The sequence below is a fragment of the Phyllobacterium sp. OV277 genome (genome assembly GCF_900104355.1).
Taxonomy (GTDB): Bacteria; Pseudomonadota; Alphaproteobacteria; order Rhizobiales; family Rhizobiaceae; genus Phyllobacterium.
Genome location: NZ_FNIY01000004.1, coordinates 240,512 through 266,415, shown reverse-complemented (window position 1 = coordinate 266,415; position 25,904 = coordinate 240,512). Strand labels below are relative to the sequence as shown.

Below are 25,904 nucleotides of genomic sequence, written 5' to 3'. Positions count from 1 at the left end.
CGGGCCCGAAGCGGTCATTGATTGAAGCACATGAATCCATTTGCCTATCGCTCGGCTCGGAATTCGACGGTCGCGCCTAAAGCTTCAAGTTGGTCGCTCAACCGGCGCAATTGCAATCTCACACCGCTTCCGGCTTCGAATTGAGGGGCTTCGGTGAGTGCCAGCGCATCTTTCAACGACAGTCCGCGACATTTGCTGACTATCTGGACAACTTTGAGCTTCTGGGAGCCTACGTCGGTCACGATCAAGTCGCCTCTCTCGAAATCGGCCGGGCTATAGTGACCGACATCAGATGGCACATTCTCGGACCTTGCGGCCTGCTGATGTTCGTCGAGAACCTTTCGCCAATATCTATTCGGAGGGCCGATCTCGGTCACGACGATGCGCTCGAATTGGAGGATATCCTTTTTCACCTCCGCCAATACCTCCAGCAGGCGGCCAAAAGCCGCGAGGCTCGGCGCTATTCGCATCGCGTCCCACCGTCCGGCACCATGGACCGCGGTATAGACTGGATAACCGTCTTCACCCTCAGCCTTGTCAATAAAAACGGGATCATCCAATCCAGTCATTGCGATAACATACCATCCAGGCCTCCACTCACCGTCAATTTCAGAAACAAGGTTTTCGCCAGTATGGCCATGCCTGCGGAAGCCAACCTGAAAATCATCGAGGCGTTCAAATTCGGCATAGTGCGTGGGTAAAGCCAGATTGCCAACGACAATGCCGTTGGCAAGGAAGTCTCGAATGCTTTCGTCGAACGGGTCCTTACGTTGGTAGATTCTCATACAGGGTCTCGTGGGTCATATTAACGGCCGCACCATTGATCTTGCAATGTCCGCTCAATTTGGCGCAAAGCAGTCGTCGAACAAAACGTCGACCTTCTGTTATCCTCTTGTGCCAGTTCTTCCTCAGTCGCGCACGAGCGATATCTCACCGAAGAGAGTCGGCTGCATGGTCAGGCTGTAATATCGCGCCATGTTGCGATTAGGATCACAACGCGTGAGATGAGATGATTTTAAGCCCATTAGACACGATCCGAAGAATTTGGAAGCCGATCGTCCAATGAATTGGCCGGAATATCATCCCCAAGCCATGCAGAAAACCTGAGCGGAGAGGTTTGTATTTGTCAAAATGGGGCAAGGGTGCCATAAAAATACATATGTCGAATTACATTAATAAAATCTTTGTAACGCTAATTCAATAGACGTTTTCTTTTGTATTAATTATTCTATTTTGAATTTTTCATTAGAAATTACTAAGCAAAAAGATATTAGTAATTTTATAGATATATATAGTATGTGTAATATTATTTATTTCTTACAGTCAGAGGAAAGCCATCGATTTTTCAAAAAAATGTGCGATCTTTTATCCATATTGTAGCGCTTTTGTCACAAAATATTATTATCTATCATTATTAATGCGAACATTAATTATTAGATCACATGCATGTTGACTTATTTTTATAGCGCGTCATTCAATATTTTTGCGTTGAGATATCAGTTTTATTTGATATTTCTCCGTTAATAATTAGGCCTGATCTCAGCTTACTTTAAGCCTGATCAAATTCTCTGCTGGGGGGCGAGATGGGGAATGTGGGGGAAATGTCAGCTTTTGGTGGCCGGATCAGTCGTGTTCCGGACAACCTCCTTGCGATCTGTATGGGCTTTTTCCTGTTTATCGGCGCGAGCTTGTTGTTTTCAAATCCGGCCTCGGCGCAAAATTGCGGTCCCTATAACATTTCGGTCGTTCACGGAGGCTCTACACAGCTCACAGTGACCTGTGATCCGTTCGGCCTGAATAGCCCCTCGGTCACGACACAACCGCAACACGGAACGATCACAGTTCTGAATATAAACTCGGGCCTTATTGAGTATTCGCACAATGGCGGAGCTGATGTCGCTACGACTGACAGTTTTGTGCTTGCTGGCGCTTCTGCGCAATCGATTCTCGTCAACGTCACGATCGGCCCGGCCTCGACAATGACCATTTCGCCCGGCGCAATTGGCTCCATGCGGGTTGGGGTGCCCTTCAGCCAGAGTCTGTCTGCCAGTGGCGGGGTTGCGCCCTATACGTTCTCGCTTGTGTCAGGCGGCGTGCCGGGAATAAACCTCAGTGGCAGCACTCTGTCGGGTACACCAACGGAGCGAGGGGCGCATACACTGGTCGTTCAGGCCACCGATAATGTGGGCGCAACGGCTCAGAAATCCTACGGCGCTACGGTCGCCAATCCGATTTTGACAACGTCACCTCTGACACACACGCTGGCTGTCGGTCAGCCTAGTACGGCTTCGCTTACAACCAATGGCGGCATTGCGCCTTATATTTACACCGTCAATAGCGGTACTTTGCCTCCCGGCATAAGCCTTGCTTCCAATGGCAGCCTCACCGGGACACCAAGTGCAACTGGAACCTATACGTTCGATATCGTGGCGACGGAGAGCAGCACCAGTTCAGATTGTAACTGCCCGTTCTGGAAAATAGACACTGTCACGGTCACCGTGACCAATGTGGCGCCGCCGGTTGCCAATGCGGTCTCGGCTGTTGTCGCTTATAATTCGAGCGCCAATCCGATCACCCTTAATCTTACGGGTGGCGCCGCCACTTCGGTTGCCGTTGGCAGTCAGGCGACGCATGGTACAGCCACCGCTTCGGGAACGTCGATAAGCTACACCCCAACAGCCGGATATGCCGGACCTGATAGCTTTACCTATACGGCGACAAATGCGGGCGGCACCTCGGTGCCCGCCACGGTGTCGATCACGATCAGTCCGCCTGCACTGACGATGTCCCCGGCGTCTGGCGCCTTGCCCACTGCGACTGTTGGCATTGCCTATACACAGTCGTTCACACCATCTGGCGGCAAGGTTCCCTATAGCTATGCCGTCACGGCTGGCGCCTTGCCTGCGGGTCTCAATCTGAATCTGTCAAACGGTACGCTCAGCGGCACGCCATCGACAGCTGGTCCGTTTAGTTTCTCAATCACGGCAACCGACAGCTCAACGGGAACTGGGCCATTCACAGTCACTCGAAACTATTCCCTGGCTGTCAATCCGCCAGCGCCGATTGCAAACCCAGTCTCGGCAACGGTCGCTTATAATTCGTCTGCCAATCCGATCACGCTGAACATCACAGGCGGCGTAGCGACCTCGGTTGCGGTTGGCACCCAAGGCACAAATGGTACCGCTACCGCATCGGGGACATCCATAACCTATACGCCGATAGCTGGACGCGCCGGACCTGACAGTTTCACCTATACAGCGACGAATGCTACCGGCACGTCGGCGCCGGCCACGGTTACGATTACCATCAGCCCGCCCACATTGGCTTTGGCTCCGGCGTCAGGCGCGTTGCCTGGTGCAACGGTCGGTGCAGCTTATAGCCAGACATTCACCGCATCTGGGGGCACAGCCGCCTATAGCTATGCCGTCACTGCCGGCGCCTTGCCAGCCGGTCTTATCCTGTCAGGCGGTGTCCTCAGTGGCACGCCGACGACAGCTGGTCCGTTCAGTTTCTCTGTCACGGTCACCGACAGCTCGACCGGAAGTGGTCCGTTCAGCGTTACGCAAAACTATTCACTGACCGTTCATCCAGATGCGCTTATCTTGCCTGCCACCACTCTCGCAAACGGTCAAGTCGGTGTGGGCTATTCCGCCTCTATCAACCCTGCGACAGGCGGCACTGCGCCTTATACATATGCACTGACAGCCGGGGCACTGCCCACTGGTATCTCTGTCTCATCAAGCGGCGGCATCTCGGGAACACCGACGGCAGCCGGTACGTTCAACTTCACGCTCACGGCCACCGACAGCGCTTCTATGACGGCCGGCCGAAGCTATTCGTTGACTATCGCTGCGCCTACGCTCTCAATGACACCGCCAGCGGGAACGCTTGTACTGTCTTATGGCCAGGCTTACTCGCAAGCATTTGTCACATCCGGAGGAACGGCACCCTACAGCTATAGCCTTTCGTCGGGTGCCCTACCGGTGGGGATAAGCTTAAACTCAGCTGGCACGTTGTCGGGTACGCCGACGCAACCCGGATTATATGCTGTCAGCATTCGCGCAACCGATAGTTCGACAGGCACAGGTGCGCCCTTCGCTCGAACCCAGAACTACGTATTGTCGGTATCTGCACCCACGATTACAGTGGCGCCCGCAACGCTGCCCAATGGCACTGCTGGCGTGTCCTATGCTGCCACGCTCTCTGCCTCCGGAGGCGTTGGCCCCTATAGCTTCGCATTGGCCAGCGGCAGTTTACCAGTCGGAGTTTCGTTCAACTCGGCCGGTGAATTCTCTGGCACGCCAACCGTATCGGGAACGTTTTCAACGACAATCATTGTGACCGACGCCAACGGACAGACCGGCACACGGGCCTATACCTGGGACATTGCAGCACCAACAATTGCCATAACACCCGCGACACTGCCCAATGGCACAGCCGGTACGCCCTATGCTGCCACTGTGTCAGCCACGGGTGGTGCAGCGCCCTATAGCTTCTCCTTGACGTCTGGCAGTTTGCCGATCGGAGTTTCGTTTAACTCGGCCGGTCAATTCTCTGGAACACCAACAGCATCCGGATCATTTTCAACCACGATTAGGGCGACCGATGCCAACGGCTTTACTGCCGTGCAGGTCTATAATTGGGTTATCAATGCACCGACGATCATCGTGGCGCCTGCTGCACTACCCAATGGTGCAACTGGTACGCCCTACGCTGCTGCTGCGTCAGCCACTGGTGGAGCGGCGCCTTATAGCTTCTCTTTGACCGCGGGCAGTTTACCGATCGGGATTTCATTTAATTCGGCCGGTCAGTTTTCTGGAACACCAACATCATCGGGGACATTTTCAACCACTATTACCGCGACTGATGCCAACGGTTTTACCGGTAGCCAGGCTTATACCTGGGCCATCAATACAGGGACTGTCGTTGTCAGTCCCGAAACATTGGTTGCGGGAACGGTGGCGGTTCCCTATTCGCAAACAGTCAGCGCGAGTGCAGGCATTGCTCCCTATACGTTCGCAATTACCGCTGGCAGCCTGCCAGCAGGTATTACGCTGAACCCGGGAACAGGTGTTCTCAGCGGAACGCCAACGGCACAGATCAATGCCAACTTCACCGTTACAGCGACCGATAGCAGTACAGGTAGTGGACCCGCGACGGGTAGCCGGTCGTATACGCTCATCATCAACGCACCAACCATCACCTTGCCGCCGACGACGTTTGCGGGCGGTGTTGTTGGTACAGCCTATTCGGCTACGCTCAATGGGGCGAGTGGCGGTACGGCTCCCTTTAGCTATGCCGTCACAACCGGCACCTTGCCGGCTGGTCTTAGCCTGTCGGCGGCGGGAGTCATAAGTGGAACACCGACGGCGATTGGCAACGTTAATTTCACTGTCACAGCAACGGATAGCAGCGGTGCCCCGGGGCCATATACGGCAAGCCAGACGTATTCATTGGCAGTTGTCGTGGCACCTCCAGTTGCAAACGCAGTCTCCGCGACGGTTGCCTATAACTCGAGCGCCAATCCGATCACGCTCAACATTACCGGTGGCGCGGCGGCTTCGGTTACAGTGGCCAGTTCACCGACGTTTGGCACCGCGACAGCTTCGGGGACGGCGATCACCTACACCCCGACAGCCGGACATGCCGGAACTGACAGTTTCACCTATACGGCGACGAATGCGTCAGGCACTTCGGCACCAGCCACGGTTACGATAATGATTGGTGCGCCAACGCTCACTTTGACACCGGCTGCAGGTGCCTTGCCAGGCGCGACTGTCGGTACGGCCTATAGCCAAACGTTTGCGGCATCAGGTGGTACGGCGGCCTATACTTATGCTGTCTCGACCGGTGCCTTGCCAACGGGTCTGTCTCTGTCGACGGGCGGCGCCCTGAGTGGAACACCTACCGCGACGGGCAATACCAACTTTGCCATTACCGCAACCGACAGTTCGACGGGAACTGGGCCATTCACGCTCACGCAAAACTATTCGGTGACCGTTGTTGACGCCATACCCGTGGCAAATCCTGTTGCTGCGACAGTACCTTTCAACAGCGGTGCCAATCCGATCACGCTCAACATCACAGGCAATGCCACATCGGTGGCCATTGCAACGACACCGTCTTCCGGTACAGCCGTGGCCAGCGGCGCTGCAATAACGTATCAACCGGCCACGGGCTTCTCCGGCACGACTTCATTCAGCTATACCGCAACCAATGCGACCGGCACGTCAGCGCCGGCTCTTGTGACCATAACGGTCAATGTGGCACCGCCGGTGGCTCAGCCACAAACCGTCGCTGTCGCTTTCAATCAGGCAAAAGCCTTTACGGTCACGGCGACGGGTGCAGGTCCGTTGACCTATTCTCTCGTAACAGCACCGTCCAATGGTACGGCTGTGGTGGGCGAGAGCGGAAGCGCCACCTATACACCTAACAGCACGTTCAGCGGGACCGATAGTCTGGTCTTTGCGGCAACCGGTCCGGGCGGTGCAAACAATGCAACAGTGACATTCAACGTGGCTGCGCCCGTGGCGATTGCGGATCTTTCGGCTCTATCGCCAAGTTCGGGGACGCTGCAGCCCGGGTTCTCATCCTCGGTCACCAGCTATACGGTCGAAGTGCCCAATACCACCGAGACCATGTCGCTGACACCAACGGCGACCGCACCCAGTGCGACCATCACCGTTCAGGGCCAAACTGTCGGTTCCGGTTCATCCAGTGCCGCGATACAGCTGCCTGTCGGACAGACCCGCATCGCAGTTATCGTCACGGCACAGGACAACACAACGACGAAGACCTATGAGGTCACGGTGCGCCGTCTGCCGCCAGCGCCAGTGGCGGCATCGCGTACGGTGGAAGTGCTGGCGGGACAGACAGTCCATGTTGACCTGACACAGGGATCGACGGGCGGGCCCTTCTCAAATGCGCGCATCGTCGGCATTTCCAGCAGTTCAGCTGGTCCGGTGAGCATTGCCGCAAGCCAGCCGGCCTTTGACATGGTTTATGCATCTGATCCCAACTATGCCGGTAATCTGCTGGTGCAGTACACGCTGTCGAACCCCTATGGTACGTCGAGCCCAGCGACGATCACCTTTATTGTCACAGCTCGCCCGGACCCATCGAAGGACCCAGAGGTCATCGGTTTGCTGACGGCACAGGCGGACAGTGCCAAACGCTTTGCTGCCAACCAGATCCAGAACTTCAATTCGCGCCTTGAGCAATTGCACGATGAAGGTGACCGGCGCAATAACAGCATGGCCATAAGGCTCGGCTATGCGCAGGAGAACGGGCCGGATGAAATGGACGAACCGTTCCGCAAGCTGATGGAATCAAATTCCACTCCGGGACTGTCGAATGGTGCGCCTGATTTCTCCATGCATTCGTTCGCCGAAGAGAACCGTAAGAAGCAGCAGAAACAGAACCAGCCGGCCCCGGACTTGAACCTTGGTCGACTGGCAGTGTGGACGGGCGGCTTCGTGAATTTCGGTGATCGCAATGATCGCGATCTGGATTTCGATTATACGACGATCGGTGTGAGTGCCGGTATGGACTACAGGTTCTCCAAAAAGTTCGTCGCCGGTTTTGGTTTCGGTTATGGCCGCGATGCATCCGATATTGGTGACAACGGTACGGAAAGCCGCGCTCATGCCTATAGTGCTGCAATCTATGGCAGCTACTCCCCGGTTAAATCGGTCTTCATCGACGGTTTGATCGGCGGAAGCTGGCTGGATTTCAGCAGTCAGCGCTATATCACGTCCACCGGCGATTTTGCCTCCGGTGAACGTGACGGCCAGCAGATATTTGGATCGCTTACCGCAAGTTACGAGCACCGCAAGGATGGCTGGCTGGTGTCGCCTTACGGCCGGTTTGATTTCTCCCGGTCATGGCTGAATGGCTTCACCGAAAAAAGCGGTGGTGCATATGCGCTGAAATATGGCGACCAGACTGTCGATACACTGTCGGGTATCCTCGGCCTGCGCATGGAATACACCATTCCGATGGAGTGGGGTGCGTTGAAGCCGGGTGCCCGTGCCGAGTATACGCACGACTTCGAGGGATCAAGCCAGATCAGGCTCGGTTATGCCGATACGGCAGGACTTCCCTACGACCTGAATACCGAGAGCAGCGGCAGTGACTATGTCACGCTCGGTCTTTCGCTCGATGCACAACTTGATACCGACTGGAACGCGAATTTTGACTACCGAACAACCGTCGGCGCAGACAATCAGAACCATGCATTCGGGCTGCGTGTCGGTAAGAAGTTCTAACGGATGATGAGGCGTGGAAGATCTTGGGGAGGAGCTGTTTGCTTCTCCCCAATTTCTCGATAGCGTTCGGTTCAAACGCAGAGAATGAAATGCTGCAATAAAGGTTCGCGCAAGCAATTGGGGTTGGGATGGAGATTGTAACGCTGGATTTTTTCGCCCGCTGTGTCGGCGAAGGGTTTGAGATCGATATGGGGAACGGCTCTCTTGTTTTCACGCTGACCGAGGCGCGGCCTTTGCCTGAACGCGGCTTTACCGGAATGAGACGATCACCGTTTTCTCTGTTGTTCCGCAGCGAGTCAAAGGTTCTGCTGCCGCAAAAGATCTACAGGTTGAAGAACGCTGCGCTTGGAATTCTCGATATCTTTCTGGTACCCGTCGCCCGTGACAAGGACGGCATCATCTATCAGGCCATCTTCAATTGACGGCTGACGATACATCCGTTGGTTCTGACGGATGTTGAGGCGAAAGCCATTCCATCCGTATGTGGGTATCGCTGGTATCGGCGGCCTTGAATCCCAAAGCCTCATAAAGGCCGCGCGCGCGTCTGTTGTTTTGATCGACATGCAGGACAATACCACCGGCGTTCCCGGCGATTGCCGCATCCTGAATGCTGGACAACATGGCAGATCCCATCCCCCGATTGCGCCATTCGGGTAAGAACCCGATATCGATGATATGCCAATTGTGCGCAGCCATCTGGATATAGAGGCGGCCGATCGGGGTGCCGTCCTTCTCGATGATCAGGAAATCCGTTTGCGGAAATGCGGCAATGTAATAGCGGTGCTGCAGATCAAATTGCTGGTTCAGAAATGCGTCCTTGTGTTCCTGTGGCCATGGTATGTGAGCCAGCTCATCCTTGCGGAACGAATGATAAAGCCGACGTAGAAATGGCAGGTCATTAAACGCCGCAGGGCGCAGGACACACGCCGGAATAGCGAGCCTGTCATTCCACAGTCGAACCGGAAATTCCGGCAGCTGGCCTGTCCCTGCTTCTGTCATCAGCTGAAGGATGGAAATATGCCAGCCAGTGCGATGCTAAAGTTAATTGCCAGATAAGGCTGACGGTTTTCATGCGGTTGACTGTTGCCCGCAACGCCGATGACATTTTGTGCGAACTGCGTGTTCGGTTGCGCATTAGGCAGAAACGGACTGCTCGAATTCGGCACGCTCAAACCGTTGCCCGAACTGGGCGATGGCGCGCGCTTGCTGGGTTCGCTTTGATTATAGATCGTCAGAGAATGTGCGTGTGCCGGCATCGCCGCTTGCGTCAGCGCTATATTATTACTGCCGAAGGTTTCGCCAATGGTTCGCCGGGTCAGACCTGCGCCTTGGCCCTGGTTGCAGCCCGCGCGATTGGTAAAATTGGGCAGCTGGAATGTGGTTGTGCCATTGCCGCCATACTGGACGCCGAGCAGAGCGAACAATGCGCTGTTCTGCTGGATACTGAGCGTCGCGCCATTGCAGCTTGCCCAGCCCCGGGGAGCAAAGTTGAAACCGAACAGTTGGATCTCACCGATGAAAGGTTCTGTCATAGCAGTGTCCTTGATGTGTGTGGCACGGGTCAGTTCTGTGAGGGAAAGATGCCTGCATAGGCGATGCAATATTGCACCGTCAGGGTCGGCATCGTATTGTCATGCATGACGGTCGATCCGCTCATCTGGGTTGACGCTGGTGATGTTCGGATTCCGGTGGCCCCGCTCAGATCGGTAGCATACATCGTGTCACCGACGATTGCGCCGAGCTCGCCTGTTGGTCCAATTGAGGCAGTGTTGGCGAGGCCGGTGGTGGCAAGGTAGGGATGCGTGTGCGTCGGCATTTGTGTGGGCAAAAGTGTGACATTCTCGCTGCCGGCGGACTGGCCGATCACATATGTCGACAGGCTCGGGCCGGTACCTTGATGGATCGGCACGCGTCCGCAAAGATTGGGCATGGCAAACGTCGTCTGTCCATCGCCGCCATAGGTCGTGCCAATCAGAACGAACAACGTCTCGTATTCCGAGATGGGCTGCAATGAGTTATTGCAGGGCAGCCACCCGTTGGGCACTCGGGAAAAGCCAAAAAGCCGGATTTCTCCGACATAGGGAGTGCTCATCGTTGGTCCTCCGTACGATGGTTTTATGAGAGATCGTTAATTGCGGGACGGATAAATTCCCGATAGTGCAATGCAATAGTTGATAACGTCATAGGGCTGTATGTTGGCATGTGGCTGGCCATTACCGGCGGGGGTAACAGTCTGGCTCGACAGCACAACCTGGGCTCCGTTGGACGGGCTGTAGATATTGGCACTGTTGGTGCCATAGAGCGCATTGCTGGGATTGCGCAATGTGCCGCTGCTGGTCGTCCCGGTTGCCAAGTGAGTATGTGCGGGCAATTGCTGCTGAAGCAGGGTCACGTTTTCGGCGCCGCCAGTTTCGCCAATCTGATAGGGCGAGGGCTGCCACGAGGAATCAACGGATGATCCAAATCCGACTGGTGTGCGGCTTTGCATATTTGGCAAAGCAAAGGTCGTCGTCCCATTGCCACCATAGTAAGTGCCCAAAAGAGAGAACAACGCCTGATTCTGACTAATGGCCAACAGTTGCCCGTTGCTCAAAGCAAAACCCTTTGGAGCAAACTGAAACCCTGCAAGCATAATCTGGCCTAGAAAGACTTCGGACATACCACACCCCTCAAATATTCTAATATTTATTGATATCATCGCTCTAACAGCACATAAAATGCAAGAACAATTTCTTTGAGAACATGTATAGAAATTCAAAGATATTTTTATATTTACGACAGGGGACTATTCCTATTTGCGAAACAGGATTTTTCAAAGGTATTAGTTCTCTCGAACTATGGTCTCGTTGACGAAAGTCACATTTATCGCTGCGATCGCGCCCACGATCTTGGAAACGCTGCTATCGGAGAAAGGGTTGTCTATATCAGACGGCGGGCAATGTGGATTGTCGGGTTCAGCGAATTTGCTTGCCAAGAGCTGTCCGAAACACCGCCATTAATTGAAGTGCCGGTGGAGACGAAGCCTTGCCATGCATCGCTCATGGGAACGTTCAAAATGCTTCTGTTAAATTCATAAACTTGACAGTTAGGGGTGGCACCCTTCTTTGTTTCTGTGGTTGTTGGGTGCAGCCATCATTGATCAATTTGGTGGATTCGGCATCACGATAAGTAATGTTACTTGGCTTCGTGTAGCAGGCATTGTTCTGGTTTTTTTTGGAGAGGCACTCACTCAAATCAGCTCTTGGCGTTAGCTGTGCCTTCGAATGATATATGTCCGGAATCGTTCTACCGCTCTCTATTTATTCAACTTAATCACGTTGAAATAAGAACGCCTTGTTAATGATGGCCTCTGAACACCCAAGGGGTGCAGAGGCCATTAATGCGATGCTCGGCGTCAAAGCAATGACACTGACATAGATGCTAAATCCAATTTGGGCATCATTAGAGTTGGTTGCGTTACTTCGTTGTGTATCCGCCGTTGACCAGAATGGTTTGACCAGTCATCCACCATCCCTCCGAAACCATGAACCGTATGTAGGGAACGATATCCTGAATATCGGTCAGACCCGTTTTTGTGAACTTTGACAATGCCGCGGCTGACTTATGGTAGGCGACGGCGTCCGCGCCCTCCGCAGGGTAGAAGAATGGTGTGTCCATCGGGCCTGGTCCGATTGCCGTCACTGAAATCCCACGCTCCCCGAACTCCTTGGACGCAGCGCGGGTAAAGTGTTCTACGGGTGCCTTTGTCCCCGCATAAGCGGCATAAAACGGTGTAAACGCACCCAGGAGTGACGTTACGAGTGTACAGATCTTACCATTGTCATTGACGTGTTTTCCTGCCTCTTTGAGAAAAAAGAAGGCCGCTTTTGCATTCACCGCGCTCGATTGATCATATTCTGCTTCCGATATCTCAATGAGTGGCTTTTTCAGGACCTTGCCAACGGTGTTGATGGCAATATCCGGACGGCCAATAGCAGCCACTATATCGCCAAAGAGCTTTTCCACGGCATCTGCAGTGGTCAGATCTGCCTGAAATGCAACGGCTTCAGCACCGGCTGCCTTCACTGCCGCCAATGTTTCTTGGGCATCAGCTTTCGTCGCTGCACTGTTGTAATGAATGGCTATTGCCTTTGCGCCGTGCTTGGCAAGGTCACGTGCGATAAGCCCACCGAGATTCTTTGCTCCTCCGGCGATGATTACGGTTTTACCTTTAATACTGTGATCGGCCATGGATAAAGCTCCTTGTTTTGCAGCGCCTACATTATGCAGTCGCTTCTCGCAGACAACGATATCGCTTAGATTGATGGGATAAAGTCGACAAATCTGACATCACTTGTCAGTGTAAGCATACAATCGGAGGTGTTTATCAATTGGATCGCATTGATTTGTTCCGCATCTTTTGCAGGGTCGTCGAGTGTTCGAGCTTCACCCGCGCTTCTGATACACTCAATATGCCACGCTCTTCTGTTTCGGCTGCCGTGTTGGAACTCGAGGGGCGCGTCGACGCCAGACTTCTCTATCGAACAACTCGCAAGGTTTCGCCCACTCAAGAAGGGCTGGCCTTCTATGCACGTTGCCAACAGTTGATTGCCGACATGGACGCGACGGAGAATCTCTTTCGACACGCCTCCACCCAACCGACCGGTAGACTTAGGATCGATGTTCCAGGGCGGATTGGCCGATTAATTATCGCTCCTGCGCTCCCACGGTTTCTCGATCAATATCCGCAGATTGACATTGATCTTGGCGTCAGTGATCGCACTGTTGATCTTATAGGAGACAACGTCGATTGCGTTCTACGGGTTGGATTTCTGCCTGACTCAAACTTCATTGCTCGCAACTTCGGAGAATTACCACTCATGAATGTTGCGAGCCCCGAATATCTGGCGCGCTATGGTGTCCCAGCTTCACCTGATGAGCTCAGCACTCATTGGGCCGTAAACTACGCTTCCCCTTCGACAGGCCGTACAACAGAGTGGGAATGGGAAGATGAAGGAAAGCTGCACACCTTTTCCATGCGCAGCCGCGTTACCGTCAATAACGCTGAAGCTTACATTGCGTGTTGCCTGGCCGGTTCCGGATTGATCCAAATACCGGCCTTCGATGTAAAGGCTCATATTGATGCAGGCGAGCTTGTTGAGGTCATGCCAATATATCGCGCCCGGTCCATGCCAATGACCCTACTTTATCCACATCGCCATTTTCTGACGCGTCGCCTCGAAGTGTTTGCTGATTGGCTCGAGACACTTCTTGGGACCAATTAAATAAGCGAATAGGTTATGTCGCCGGGCCTCTGCGCTAAGTCGATCACCTAACCAAGCGATGGAGGGATATGATCGGTTTGATCAGCTATTTTCCAGAGAGCTGTTGTTAGGTTTTCGCCACCAAACCCGAAGGCACATGACGCACCGAGGTGGCTTGCCACAACCAACAATGTGATCAGAACGACCACGGCAATGCAAATTGTGATGATAGTGAGAAGAGGAAAGGGGGGACCTCATTCTACCCTAAAGTTTTCTGACTTTGTCGCCCAGTAATTTGCGCGCCTGCTCGTAGCGGTCGCGCGCTGCCTTGATGTCATTGTCCAGCCGGTCGAGAGCATTCTCCTGGGCCAGCATCTTTTGCGAATACAGGCGCGAGAGATCAGATCCCTGCGGTGCCGATGCCAGATTTTCGCGCAGGCGAGTCTGGTCGTTGATAATGGTGTCGCGCCGCTCTTCAAGCTGGGACATTTCAGCCATTGCCTCATCGCTGGCTTTGGCGGCTTCCGCCAGAGTGGTCAGGCGGGCTTTGGTTTCGACATCGAGTTCGGGCGCAATCATAAGGGCCTGGATGCGGGCGCCGGTAACTTCTCCAATATCGACGGCTTCGACTTCAGGGCGTTCCAGTACGACCTTGTACTGTTTAGATTTCCCGGCTTCAACATCAAAGCGAATGCGGTAAGCCTGACCGGCAATGGTCGCATCCTCCGGTTTGGGTTCGACCAGCTTCCAATCAGCCATGCGAGGGTGCTCAATCACCATATGGCGCAAATCAGTCGAACCGTTTTTGAGCCGGTAAGTGGTCGTTTGCCGCATGCGGCTTTCGATCTGAAGAGTACCATCGACAGATTTGATTTTGGTAATCGTCGATTCAGACCCAGCCTCGGTATCGACTAGAACTTTCTGGTCTGTACCGAAGCCAATCAACCGGAAATCACCCATTGGAAGGAGGGGAAACTGAGCTTCACCTGAAAACATGGGCCCGGCCTCAGTTGCATCGTAGATCGTGGCAGATCCCGCAGGCAGGGATACGGCGCCGTTATTCTTCAAAGTCAACGCCCGCCATGGATTGCGTGTTCTACCCTGATACCAGGCAACCGATTGCGACGGTATATTAAGATCAACAAATGGGGTCGTGAGGCTTTCGCCAGCACCAACACTGACCAGCGAGGAAAGCGTAAAGCTCGCGCCAGCGGGATTTTCTTCCGCAGTGCTGCCGGATTCTTGCGGGCCGGTCAGCGTATCGCCGCCGCCATTGTAGTCTTTCCCCGGAATTGGTTCGATCGCAGCCTGTTCAGCTACGGCTTGCGCTGGTGAGGGAGCAGCTCGATACTTCGCGTTACCGTCGGGCGCCTGCTGCTTAGTGTCCGCAAAAATCTGTCCTTGGTCCGCGCGCGGCAGAGCGGAGCGGCTCACCGGCGGAGCAACCAGCTGGCGTGTTACATAGTAGGGATCATATAGCGCCTGTCTGAAAGTCACCGGTGCAGCAGAGGACAATGTCACCTCTACATCCTTCCAGGCATTGCCAGTCATGTTCTCCAGAACAACCCAGCCCTGCAGTCGGGCTTGATCCTCGCCCGGCTTCGGCAATGTCAGCCGATAGGCTGCTTTCCACACTGGTGTTTCGGCTACATAGCCGATGCGCACCGTACGTTTCGCTCCTGCAGCAAGCTTGATAGCGATATCGCGTCCTGTGCGGTCTTGAGCGGTTCTCAGTGCCACAAGCGCCGTACTGACCTGTTCCCCAAGCCGGGCGTCCTTGAATTCCAGCCCTTCGGCTTCTTCAAGAATGAACTGTTCAATCGATGCGCCCGAGAAAACCGAAACACGCGTGCGCGTTGCCACCCCACCATCCTTGCCACTAACCGTCTCACTCTGCACGCTGGCTATGCGCCCCTCGATTTGCCGAGGGCCTGCCAGTTTGATTTCCGCCCCTTTGAGCGCGGAGAACAGGGCCGGCATTGTATCAAGGTCAGACTTGGCGAAAGGCAGTGAGGCAAAGGCATCGTCGATGCGAGCCTTGCCGGGGAGTGTAGCAGAGCCGGGACCGGCGGGGTCCAGGATTAGTATGCTCTTGAGGATATCATCGACCTGATCAAGGCGCGCACGCAACAGGAGAGGTTCATTGCCATCCACCTCGGCAGTATATTCAAAATAGCCAACACCGCCTGTACCAAGCACGGCGCGTTTCAGTACGAGTTCGGCAGCCTGAGCGGCGCTGGTCATCATTGTTGTGACCATCAAAAGGGCAAGAATGGGGGAGCGCATGTGGAACCTTTGTGAGGAAAATAGGGCAAAGTGTTATGCAGCTTTAGCCAATTCATGCCTGTTGTCTACTGGCACACAGCAGGTGGCGCCTCATGTCGTTTGGCAATTAGCGAGTATTCACTAAAGGGGAGTGGAGATGCGCCAGCAGATCATCGCGACTCCAGCTAGATAGGAGATGGCTAGACAATAGCCTTGGGTGCAGGTGATCTGTAACCCAAGGATGAGTGAGGTCGGATGGTATTGTAATGCCGTCTCCAATTCTCGATGACGATCTGGTTCCGCGGGCAATCGATCCACCGGATCGATTGCTTTTCTGCTACAACCTTCAATGTGTAGAAGATTTCTCCGTTGAGCAGTTCGTTCCGGAGCTTAATGTCCTTTATCGGCTCAAAAGCCATACTTCATAAAGGATCACTTACAAGGGGCAGACCAATTTCGCTCCCTCCCGCAAACTACCCCACCATTGGGTAAAGGCGATCTATAGATGGCAGACACTGCGCACCCTTGCGGTTGAGGAAGTCCTGAAATGCCCGCATGGCTGGCGACGACGTCCTGTCCGTGCGCATCACGGAGAACCACTGACGGCGGATGGGCATGCCTATCACATCAAGTATCACCAGCTTACCGACTTCAAGCTCCAGTGCGATCGTGTGTGCCGAGATGAACGCAATGCCGAGTCCGGCCATAACGGCCTGTTTGATCGTCTCATTGGAAGACATTTCCGTGCCGAGATCATCTATACGTCCGGGCAACTCGCTGAGGAAAATCTCCAGAGATATACGGGTGCCGGAACCTGGCTCACGGATAAGAAAATGTTCCAGTGCAATACGTTCTTTCGTTATATCCCGGCAATCGGCGAGCGGGTGATCCGGCGCGGCAATCATGACCAGTGGATGATCGCCAAAAACTGCAGATCGCAGCGGAATCTCCTTGGGTGGTCGGCCCATCAGAGCAAGATCCACAGCATGACTTTTCAAACTGTTGATGATCTCCGCACGGTTTCCGATCATCAGCTTGATTGCAATATCAGGATGTTCCTTACCAAAAGTCGCCATGAGCTGAGGAGCAAAATATTTGGCCGTCGATACAACTCCAAGAGATAATGTGCCGACCCGCAGACCTTTGATTGCGTCAATCTCGTCATGGAGAAGGCGCAGCCTTTCCTCGATCATCTGGGCTGCATCCAAAAATGCAAGTCCGGCAGCGGTTGGACGTAGACCCACATTGGTGCGATCAAACAGGACAATATCGGCTTCCTCCTCAACAAGCTTGAGCTGAATTGTTACCGCAGGAGGTGTCAGCCCTAATGTATTGGCTGCAGCGACAATGGTTCCATGCTGCTTGATCGCCTGTATTGCCCGTAACTGTTTGAGATTCAAATTGCGCATCACCCACACTTAATGAATTTTATCTATAAGGTAAATATAATAAATTTTACTTAGTACACCGTTGATGGTCCCATGGTCCTGAAGTCTGGCGCGAAAGACGACCAGGTACGGGAGGACGACCATGACCACGGCGACGCTAGACGCCTTTCTTGGATCCTATGCGGAACATAGTAACCCTTTGCGCACGTCGGTTGCAGCGGTGCTGCGCCAACTGGCTTTAACTGCAGTCAAGATTCGCAGTGTCATTAATCAGGGGGCACTCGGAAAAGCTTTTTCCGGCGGCACTGGTGGCAAGAATGCTGACGGTGATCCGCAGAAGGCGCTCGACGTCTTCGCAGACGACATGTTTCTTGAAGCAATGCGGCAGGCGCCGGTCGCTTTATACGGCTCTGAAGAGTTGATGCATCCGGCGCTGTTGAATCCTCTTGCTCCATTGGCGTTGGCTATCGATCCACTCGATGGGTCATCCAATATCGACACCAATGTATCAATAGGGACTATTTTCTCCATCCTCCCAGTGGCTGGTGATCCGAGCAGCGAGCCAGTCGCCTCGTTCTTTCAGAAGGGCGATCGCCAGCTCGCAGCAGGGTTCTTCATTTACGGTCCGCAACTGGCTCTTGTTCTAACACTTGGCAACGGGACGCATGCCTTTGTCTTCTCGAGTCGACTTGGCACATTTGTACAAGCCTATGACAGCATTGTCATTGCCAGCCAGGCGCATGAGTTTGCCGTCAACGCGGCTAATTACCGGCATTGGGACGAGGCGGTTCAGCTCTATATGGATGACTGTCTGAAAGGCAGCGAAGGACCACGCGAACGCGATTTCAACATGCGTTGGATCGCATCACTGGTTGCCGAGGCCTATCGCATTCTTATGCGAGGGGGTGTGTTTCTCTATCCGGGCGATAAGCGCAAAGGCTATGGCGATGGTCGTATCCGTCTCATCTATGAGGCGAACCCCATAGCGTTTCTCATCGAACAGGCTGGTGGGGGAGCGACAGATACTTCGGCCCGTATTCTCGATCTCACGCCCAAGGCCATGCATCAGCGGGTTCCCTTCGTCTTCGGCTCGGTGCGGGAAGTAGCCCGGATCAGTCGCTACCATAGCGAACCCAGCAATATTGGTGAGCGTGCACCACTGTTCAGTAATCGTGGCCTGTTCAGGGCTTGAGGGAGGGAGATCGATCATGTCGGCAAAACATCCAATTATCTCCATCACAGGCTCATCTGGCGCTGGAACAACGTCGGTCAAGCGGATCTTCGAACAGATTTTTCGTCGGGAGAATATTGAAGCAGCTTTTATCGAAGGGGATGCATTCCACAAATATGATCGCAACACCATGAAGGCAAAAGTTGCGGAAGAGGAAAAGAAGGGAAATCCCAATTTCACGCATTTTCATGTCGATGCGAATGAACTCTCCAAGCTTGACGAGGTCTTTGAACAATATGGCCGCAAAGGAACCGGCCAAACCCGGACCTATATTCATGATGATGATGAAGCTCAGCAATATGGTGCGCCCGCTGGTACATTTACCGAATGGCGCGACTTTCCGCCGAGCACACTGCTGTTCTATGAAGGACTGCATGGCTGTGCTGTAGCAGACGGCATCAATCTTGCCCGTCACGCGGACCTCAAGATTGGCGTCGTGCCAGTCATCAATCTCGAATGGATTCAGAAGATCCATCGCGACCGCTCAACGCGTGGATATTCCACTGAAGCGGTTATGGATGTCATCCTGCGCCGAATGCCGGACTATGTGCGTTATATCACGCCGCAATTCACGTTGACGGATATCAACTTCCAGCGTGTGCCGATCGTCGACACGTCCAACCCGTTCATTGCCCGTTGGATACCAACACCGGATGAATCGATGCTGGTTATCCGGTTTGCGCGACCGCGCGGGATCGACTTCCCGTACCTGCTTTCAATGATTCACGACTCCTTCATGTCGCGAGCCAATTCGATCGTTGTGCCGGGCAACAAACTCGACCTGGCAATGCAACTCATCCTGACACCGCTGATCATGCAGTTGATTGAGCGCAAAAACCGAGCCTCGTGAGGAGAAGACGATGAACACTCAAGTTTTGCTTCAGGAAGCCCCGGATACCGAAGTTGTCTCAGATCGGGATATGGCGAACGCAATCCGGGCCCTGGTCATGGATAGTGTCCAGAAGGCCAATTCGGGCCATCCTGGCATGCCTATGGGGATGGCCGATGTTGCCACAGTTCTTTTCAAGCGGTTTATCAAGCTTGATCCGTTACATCCGCAATGGCCGGATCGTGACCGATTTGTCCTTTCCGCCGGTCATGGCTCCATGCTGCAATACGCGCTGCATTACCTGATCGGGTACCCTGATATGCCCGTTGAAGAGTTGCAGCGTTTCCGTCAGATCGGGGCAAAGACGGCGGGCCATCCGGAATACGGTCACGCGCAGGGCATTGAAATGACGACAGGGCCGCTTGGACAGGGCATAGCCACGGCTGTCGGCATGGCACTGGCCGAACGCATGCTGGCGGCACGATTTGGGCCGGATATCGTTGATCACTACACCTATGTCATCGCTGGAGACGGCTGTCTGCAAGAAGGCCTCAGCCACGAGGCTATCGACCTTGCAGGGCATTTAAAGCTTTCGAAGCTGATTGTGTTTTGGGACAACAATTCGATCTCTATTGACGGGCCGACATCGCTTTCAACGTCCACAGATCAATTGGCCCGTTTTACGGCGGCCGGTTTCGATGTGCAGGATATTGACGGCCATGATTACGATGAGATTGCAAAGGCAATCGCCCATGCCAGGGAATCGAATTCTCCATCGTTGATTTCATGCCGTACGATTATCGGTAAAGGAGCGCCCAATCTGCAGGGAACTGAAAAGACACACGGCGCTCCACTTGGTGCGTCGGAAATTGCCGCTGCACGGCTCACAATAGATTGGCCATATGAACCCTTCGTCGTTCCGCAAGATATTCTTGAGACGTGGCGCGATGTTGCACGTCGAGGCGCTGACGAGCGGCGTGAATGGTGCGTGCGGATAGCAGCATCATCAAAGGGCGAGGACCTCAAGCAAGCTGTGCAGAAACAGATACCAGCAGCGGTATTTGAGGAACTCGCAGCTTTTCGCCGCGAGCATGTGGAGAAGGCGACAAAGGTTGCGACGCGCAAGGCCTCGGAAATGGTGCTTGGCGTCATCAATACCGCCACCAATCTCACAATTGGCGGGTCCGCTGATCTGACACACTCGAACCTGACCGTCACGCCGGGGATGCTCGACGTTACGCCTGGTGATTTCTCCGGCCGTTACATTCACTACGGCATTCGCGAGCATGGCATGGCTGCCGCGATGAACGGTCTGGCGCTGCATGGCGGCTTTGTCCCTTACGGAGGAACATTCCTGGTATTTGCAGATTATGCGCGGGGCGCCATGCGTCTTTCAGCGCTGATGGGACAGCAGGTGATCTATGTCATGACGCATGACTCGATTGGCCTCGGAGAAGATGGGCCGACCCACCAGCCGATCGAACATCTGGCCATGCTGCGGGCCACACCCGGTATGAATGTGTTCCGTCCGGCGGACATCATCGAGACAGCTGAATGCTGGGAACTTGCACTCAAAAATACGGACAGGCCGAGCGTCATCGTTCTCTCGCGTCAGAATCTGTCAATGCTGCGTCATGCTCATATCGAGGAGAACCGTTCGGCGCGCGGTGCTTATGTGCTGCGGGAAACAGCTGAACCCCGTGCTGTGACATTGCTGGCCACAGGTTCTGAAGTCGAGATTGCCTGTACTGCCGCTGATATTCTGCGAGGTCAGCACAAGATTGCCGCGGCCGTTGTTTCCATGCCGTCGTGGGAACTGTTCGAGGCGCAAACTCCAGCCTATCGCCGGTCTGTGCTGGCGGCTGCACCGCGTATCGGTATTGAGGCGGCGGCCCGTCTGGGTTGGGATCGCTGGGTCGGTGAGAAGGGTGCTTTCATCGGCATGCAGGGGTTTGGTGCCAGCGCGCCTGCGCCGGATCTATACCGCCATTTCGGCATTACACCCGAAAACATTGTTGCCACTGCGCGCAAACTCATCAGCGAAAAGGAGTATTGATCATGGCCAGAATTACACTGCGGCAATTGCTCGATCATGCAGCCGAGTACGGTTACGGCGTTCCGGCCTTCAACATCAATAATATGGAACAGGGTCTTGCTGTGATGGAAGCGGCTGCGGCTTGCGAGGCGCCTGTTATCCTCCAGGCATCACGAGGCGCGCGGTCCTATGCCAAGGATATCATGCTGGCGCGAATGATTGATGCGCTGGTGGAGATGTACCCGACCATTCCCGTGTGCATGCATCAGGACCATGGCAATGACGAGGCCACCTGCATGACGGCCGTTCGGCATGGCTTTACTTCGGTGATGATGGATGGGTCGCTCGAAGCGGATGCGGCGACACCGGCTTCCTACGAGTACAATGTCGGGATTACCAAGCGGGTGACCTCGATAGCACACTGGCTTGGTGTCTCGGTTGAGGGCGAGCTTGGTGTCCTTGGCTCGCTGGAAAGCGGCGAGGCGGAAGCCGAAGACGGGCATGGCGCGACCGGTACGCTAAGCCATGATCAGCTGTTGACTGACCCGGATCAGGCGGTTGATTTTGTGCTGCGCACCAAAGTTGATGCACTCGCTATTGCCTGCGGGACGTCCCACGGCGCTTACAAATTTACCCGGGCACCCGACGGCGACATTCTGGCGATGGGCGTGATCGAGGAAATTCATCGCAAACTGCCGAACACGCATCTGGTTATGCATGGTTCGTCATCGGTACCGCAACCCTTGCAGGATATCATTAACCGGTTTGGCGGGGAGATGCCGCAAACCTATGGGGTGCCCGTGGAAGAGATAGAGCGGGGCATCCGCCATGGGGTGCGCAAAGTGAATATCGACACCGATTGCCGCATGGCGATGAGCGGCCAATTCCGCAAGATCGCCATCGAAAATCCGGCCGAATTCGATCCACGCAAATTCCTGAAACCGGCAATGGATGCCATGCGCGACCTTTGCCGGGATCGCTTCGAGCGTTTCGGTACGGCAGGCCATGGCGTGAAAATCAAGGTCATTGGTCTCGATGACATGGCCAAGCGCTATGCCGCTGGCAAGCTCGATCCACAAATCGCCGCAGCCCAGGCTGCTTAAGCCTAGAACGAAACGGAAAGGACCTATCATGTCGAACAAGTCAGAAACGGTCACAGGGAAGGACCGCTACAGATCCGGTGTCATGGAATACAAGAAGATGGGCTATTGGGAGCCTGACTATGAGCCGAAGGACACCGATATCATCGCGCTCTTCCGTATCACGCCGCAGGACGGTGTTGATCCGATCGAAGCAGCGGCGGCCGTTGCCGGTGAATCATCGACGGCAACCTGGACCGTGGTCTGGACCGACCGGCTGACCGCGACTGAGAAGTACCGTGCAAAGGCCTACCGCGTTGATCCGGTTCCAAATGGTGAAGGGCAGTATTTTGCCTATATTGCCTATGATCTTGATCTGTTTGAGCCGGGCTCCATCTCAAACCTGACCGCGTCGATTATTGGCAACGTCTTCGGCTTCAAGCCGCTAAAGGCATTGCGCCTTGAGGACATGCGTCTGCCGGTTGCATATGTAAAAACCTTTCAAGGTCCACCGACGGGTATTGTCGTTGAACGCGAACGCCTTGACAAGTTCGGGCGACCGCTGCTCGGCGCAACCGTGAAGCCTAAACTCGGGTTATCGGGCCGCAACTATGGACGCGTTGTCTACGAAGCGCTGAAGGGTGGTTTGGACTTCACCAAGGACGACGAAAACATCAATTCGCAGCCCTTCATGCATTGGCGCGAACGATTTCTCTACTGCATGGAGGCCGTCAACAAGGCACAGGCTGCAACAGGCGAGATCAAAGGTAGTTATCTCAACGTGACTGCGGCGACAATGGAGGACATGTACGAACGCGCAGACTTCGCCAAGGAGCTAGGCTCGAACATTGTCATGATCGATCTTGTCATTGGTTATACGGCGATCCAGTCGATGGCCAAGTGGGCGCGTCGCAACGACATGATCCTGCATCTGCATCGTGCTGGCCATTCTACCTATACGCGGCAGAAGTCCCATGGTGTTTCATTTCGCGTTATTGCCAAATGGATGCGGCTTGCAGGTGTGGACCACATTCACGCCGGGACGGTTGTCGGCAAGCTCGAAGGCGATCCGGCAACCACCCGCGGTTACTACGATATCTGCCGTGAGGACTTTAACCCGACGCGACTCGAAAACGGTGTGTTCTTCGATCAGCATTGGGCCTCTCTCAACAAAATGATGCCAGTGGCATCAGGTGGTATCCATGCTGGCCAGATGCACCAGCTTCTCGATCTTCTGGGCGAGGATGTTGTTCTGCAGTTTGGTGGTGGCACGATCGGTCATCCGCTCGGGATCGCTGCCGGTGCCACGGCTAACCGCGTTGCGCTTGAATGCATGGTGCTCGCACGCAATGAAGGTCGCGACATCTTGCGTGAAGGCCCTGAAATTCTGCGAATGGCAGCACGTAACTGTCAGCCGCTGCAGCAGGCACTCGAAATCTGGAAAGACGTTTCCTTCAACTACACCTCAACCGATTCACCCGATTTTGTTCCGACCGCAACAGCAGCCGAATAGGAGAAACGACATGCGTATTACTCAGGGAGCATTCTCGTTCCTGCCCGATCTGACAGACGAACAGATTTCCCGGCAAGTGCAGTATTGCATCGATAAGGGCTGGGCTGTCAGTCTCGAGTTCACCGATGACCCGCACCCGCGCAACACCTATTGGGATATGTGGGGGCATCCGATGTTTGACAATCCGGATGCGGCCGCATTGATGATGGAATTAAAAGAATGCCGCAAGGCTTATGGCGATAGCTATATCCGTTTGATTGCCTTTGACAATTCCCATGGATGGGAGTCGGTGAAGCTGTCCTTCCTCGTCAATCGCCCGCAGGAGGAACCGGGTTTCCATCTTGCGCGTCAGGAAGGGGAAGGCCGTGTGGTCCGTTACACGACGAGGTCCTATGCGACGGACAAACCGGCGGGTCAACGTTATGGCTGACATCGTAAACATGGAGCTTCCGGATACTGACAGGGAAATTCTTGCGGCGGTTGATCTGCGTGCTGAATATGTGGAATCGGGTGTCAAGGATGTGCTGGATGAGCTTGATCGCGATTTGATTGGCCTAAAGCCGGTTAAGCAACGGATCAAGGAAACAGCCGCCTTGCTGCTGGTGGAGCGGGCGCGGCGACGCATGGGTCTCGCCCACGAGACGCCAACCCTGCATATGAGCTTCAGTGGCAATCCCGGCACTGGTAAAACCACTGTGGCGCTGCGTATGGCAGATCTCCTGCATCGCCTCGGCTATATTCGCAAAGGCCATCTCGTCTCGGTTACGCGCGACGATCTCGTGGGCCAATATATTGGTCATACGGCGCCTAAGACCAAGGAGATATTGAAGAGAGCCATGGGCGGCGTGCTGTTCATTGACGAAGCCTATTATCTGCACCGGCAGGAGAATGAGCGGGATTACGGTCAGGAAGCTATTGAGATACTGCTTCAGGTGATGGAGAACCAGCGCGATGATCTTGTGGTCATTCTTGCAGGCTATGCTGATAGGATGGACAAGTTCTTCGAAAGCAATCCGGGTTTTCGTTCGCGCATCGCGCATCATATAGATTTTCCCGACTATAGCTCCGATGAGCTCCTGAGCATTGCTGAAACCATGCTGGCCAAACAGAACTACAATTTCGATGAGGAAGGCCGCACCATCATGGCCGATTATATAAAACGGCGCCGGCAGCAGCCGCATTTTGCCAATGCCCGCTCCATCCGCAATGCCTTGGACCGGGCTCGGCTGCGTCATGCCAACCGGCTATTCGAAGCATCCCGTGGACCAACCGATGCCATGACACTCTCAACGATCACGGCTGCGGATATCAGGAGTAGCCGCGTATTTGCAAAGGCTGCTGCGGAGGATCAAACACCATGAACCGCAAGACACTCATAGCACCATCCGTTCTCTCCGCCGATTTTTCCCGGCTCGGAGAAGAAGTGGAAGACATCGTGGGGGCCGGAGCGGACTGGGTACATCTCGATGTAATGGATGGGCATTTCGTTCCGAACATCACTTTTGGTCCGCAGGTCATAAAGTCGATCCGCAATCGAACCGAAGCCATATTCGATTGTCATCTCATGATCGCACCTGCAGATGATTATCTTGGTGCTTTTGCTGACGCTGGCTGTGACTTCATCACAGTTCATGCGGAAGCTGGCCCACATCTGGATCGCTCTCTGCAGACCATTCGCAATCTTGGCAAAAAGGCAGGTGTCTCTCTCAATCCCTCCACACCCGAAACCGTCATCGAATATGTATTGGATCGGCTTGATCTCGTACTCCTGATGACCGTCAATCCGGGGTTTGGTGGGCAGGCATTCATTCCATCGGTCGTTGAGAAAACACGGCGTTTGAAAGCTCTGATCGGGAATCGCCCCATCCTTATCGAGATTGACGGCGGTGTCACGCCGGAGACAGCGCCTTTGGTTGCCGCAGCCGGAGCTGATGTGCTTGTCGCAGGGTCTGCAATCTTTAGGGGAAACGGCAAGGTGGCCTATGCTCATAACATAGCTGCCATCCGGAGCGCCGCCGACAATGCAAGGCAATACGAGGCAGCATGACAGGAGT

Annotated in this window: 20 protein-coding genes and 1 pseudogene; 11 read left to right on the top strand and 10 right to left on the bottom strand. The window is 54.4% G+C overall.

Translation table 11 applies throughout. The features are described 5' to 3' along the window. Positions 1 to 44 precede the first annotated feature (44 nt). Positions 45 to 785, bottom strand: a complete 741-nt coding sequence (locus BLU05_RS15980; RefSeq protein WP_091881807.1) for a ribosomal protein L7/L12 — start codon at positions 783 to 785, stop codon at positions 45 to 47. A gap of 123 nt (positions 786 to 908) precedes the next feature. Beyond that, positions 909 to 1,025 carry a WGR domain-containing protein gene (locus BLU05_RS26460; RefSeq protein WP_348271763.1) on the bottom strand — a complete coding sequence of 39 codons (117 nt, stop codon included), beginning with the start codon at positions 1,023 to 1,025 and terminating at the stop codon, positions 909 to 911. A gap of 576 nt (positions 1,026 to 1,601) precedes the next feature. On the opposite strand from BLU05_RS26460, the gene BLU05_RS15975 reads away from it, so the two are divergent. Next, positions 1,602 to 8,267 (top strand): putative Ig domain-containing protein, encoded by a 6,666-nt coding sequence (locus BLU05_RS15975; RefSeq protein WP_175540628.1) that lies wholly within the window; start codon positions 1,602 to 1,604, stop codon positions 8,265 to 8,267. Between the two features lie 128 nt (positions 8,268 to 8,395). Further along, positions 8,396 to 8,689 carry a DUF6916 family protein gene (locus BLU05_RS15970; protein WP_091881801.1) on the top strand — a complete coding sequence of 98 codons (294 nt, stop codon included), beginning with the start codon at positions 8,396 to 8,398 and terminating at the stop codon, positions 8,687 to 8,689. On the opposite strand, the gene BLU05_RS15965 is transcribed toward BLU05_RS15970, so the two are convergent. From BLU05_RS15965 to BLU05_RS15945, 5 genes are all read right to left on the bottom strand, one after another. Further along, a complete protein-coding gene (locus BLU05_RS15965) occupies positions 8,682 to 9,266 on the bottom strand; it encodes a GNAT family N-acetyltransferase (protein ID WP_091881798.1) in 585 nt (194 codons plus the stop codon). The two genes, BLU05_RS15970 and BLU05_RS15965, sit on opposite strands and share 8 nt — an antisense overlap. Further along, entirely contained in the window at positions 9,266 to 9,799 is a 534-nt protein-coding gene (locus BLU05_RS15960) for a phage tail protein (RefSeq protein ID WP_091881795.1), read from the bottom strand. The genes BLU05_RS15965 and BLU05_RS15960 overlap by 1 nt, the downstream gene beginning before the upstream one ends. 29 nt (positions 9,800 to 9,828) lie before the next feature. Further along, entirely contained in the window at positions 9,829 to 10,359 is a 531-nt protein-coding gene (locus BLU05_RS15955) for a phage tail protein (RefSeq protein ID WP_091881792.1), read from the bottom strand. A 36-nt stretch (positions 10,360 to 10,395) separates the two neighbouring features. After that, positions 10,396 to 10,926, bottom strand: coding sequence for a phage tail protein (locus BLU05_RS15950; RefSeq protein ID WP_091881789.1), 531 nt, complete (start codon positions 10,924 to 10,926; stop codon positions 10,396 to 10,398). A 797-nt stretch (positions 10,927 to 11,723) separates the two neighbouring features. After that, the gene (locus BLU05_RS15945) at positions 11,724 to 12,497 is read right to left on the bottom strand and encodes an SDR family oxidoreductase (RefSeq protein WP_091881786.1); all 774 of its coding nucleotides are present in this window, start codon (positions 12,495 to 12,497) and stop codon (positions 11,724 to 11,726) included. 140 nt (positions 12,498 to 12,637) lie between these two features. Here BLU05_RS15945 and BLU05_RS15940 point away from each other — a divergent pair, with 140 nt between their 5' ends. Continuing rightward, positions 12,638 to 13,531 (top strand): LysR family transcriptional regulator, encoded by an 894-nt coding sequence (locus BLU05_RS15940; protein WP_091881782.1) that lies wholly within the window; start codon positions 12,638 to 12,640, stop codon positions 13,529 to 13,531. A 243-nt stretch (positions 13,532 to 13,774) separates the two neighbouring features. On the opposite strand, the gene BLU05_RS15935 is transcribed toward BLU05_RS15940, so the two are convergent. The 3 genes and pseudogenes from BLU05_RS15935 to BLU05_RS15925 form a co-directional block, all read right to left on the bottom strand. Continuing rightward, on the bottom strand, positions 13,775 to 15,796 hold the full coding sequence (locus BLU05_RS15935; RefSeq protein WP_091881779.1) for a DUF4139 domain-containing protein: 2,022 nt from the start codon (positions 15,794 to 15,796) through the stop codon (positions 13,775 to 13,777). 179 nt (positions 15,797 to 15,975) lie between these two features. Next, positions 15,976 to 16,167, bottom strand: a pseudogene (locus tag BLU05_RS15930) (integrase core domain-containing protein); the annotation flags it as partial. A gap of 81 nt (positions 16,168 to 16,248) precedes the next feature. After that, the gene (locus BLU05_RS15925; protein WP_091881777.1) at positions 16,249 to 17,184 is read right to left on the bottom strand and encodes a LysR family transcriptional regulator; all 936 of its coding nucleotides are present in this window, start codon (positions 17,182 to 17,184) and stop codon (positions 16,249 to 16,251) included. Between the two features lie 121 nt (positions 17,185 to 17,305). On the opposite strand from BLU05_RS15925, the gene BLU05_RS15920 reads away from it, so the two are divergent. The 8 genes from BLU05_RS15920 to rpe are packed head-to-tail and all read left to right on the top strand — an operon-like array spanning position 17,306 to position 25,897. Beyond that, complete coding sequence (locus BLU05_RS15920) at positions 17,306 to 18,355, top strand: class 1 fructose-bisphosphatase (protein WP_091881774.1); 1,050 nt, start codon at positions 17,306 to 17,308, stop codon at positions 18,353 to 18,355. Between the two features lie 16 nt (positions 18,356 to 18,371). Continuing rightward, positions 18,372 to 19,244 carry a phosphoribulokinase gene (locus tag BLU05_RS15915; RefSeq protein ID WP_091881771.1) on the top strand — a complete coding sequence of 291 codons (873 nt, stop codon included), beginning with the start codon at positions 18,372 to 18,374 and terminating at the stop codon, positions 19,242 to 19,244. Positions 19,245 to 19,254: 10 nt separating this feature from the next. Further along, positions 19,255 to 21,279: a transketolase gene (gene tkt, locus BLU05_RS15910; RefSeq protein WP_091881769.1), complete on the top strand. Its 2,025-nt coding sequence runs from the start codon at positions 19,255 to 19,257 to the stop codon at positions 21,277 to 21,279. 2 nt (positions 21,280 to 21,281) lie between these two features. Beyond that, a complete protein-coding gene (gene fba / locus BLU05_RS15905; protein ID WP_091881766.1) occupies positions 21,282 to 22,361 on the top strand; it encodes a class II fructose-bisphosphate aldolase in 1,080 nt (359 codons plus the stop codon). Between the two features lie 28 nt (positions 22,362 to 22,389). Further along, positions 22,390 to 23,850, top strand: coding sequence for a form I ribulose bisphosphate carboxylase large subunit (locus BLU05_RS15900; RefSeq protein WP_091881764.1), 1,461 nt, complete (start codon positions 22,390 to 22,392; stop codon positions 23,848 to 23,850). Between the two features lie 10 nt (positions 23,851 to 23,860). After that, positions 23,861 to 24,280, top strand: coding sequence for a ribulose bisphosphate carboxylase small subunit (locus BLU05_RS15895; RefSeq protein ID WP_091881761.1), 420 nt, complete (start codon positions 23,861 to 23,863; stop codon positions 24,278 to 24,280). Then, the gene (gene cbbX / locus BLU05_RS15890; RefSeq protein WP_244518378.1) at positions 24,273 to 25,211 is read left to right on the top strand and encodes a CbbX protein; all 939 of its coding nucleotides are present in this window, start codon (positions 24,273 to 24,275) and stop codon (positions 25,209 to 25,211) included. Before BLU05_RS15895 ends, cbbX begins: the two co-directional genes overlap by 8 nt. Beyond that, on the top strand, positions 25,208 to 25,897 hold the full coding sequence (gene rpe / locus BLU05_RS15885; RefSeq protein WP_091881758.1) for a ribulose-phosphate 3-epimerase: 690 nt from the start codon (positions 25,208 to 25,210) through the stop codon (positions 25,895 to 25,897). Before cbbX ends, rpe begins: the two co-directional genes overlap by 4 nt. Positions 25,898 to 25,904: the final 7 nt, after the last annotated feature.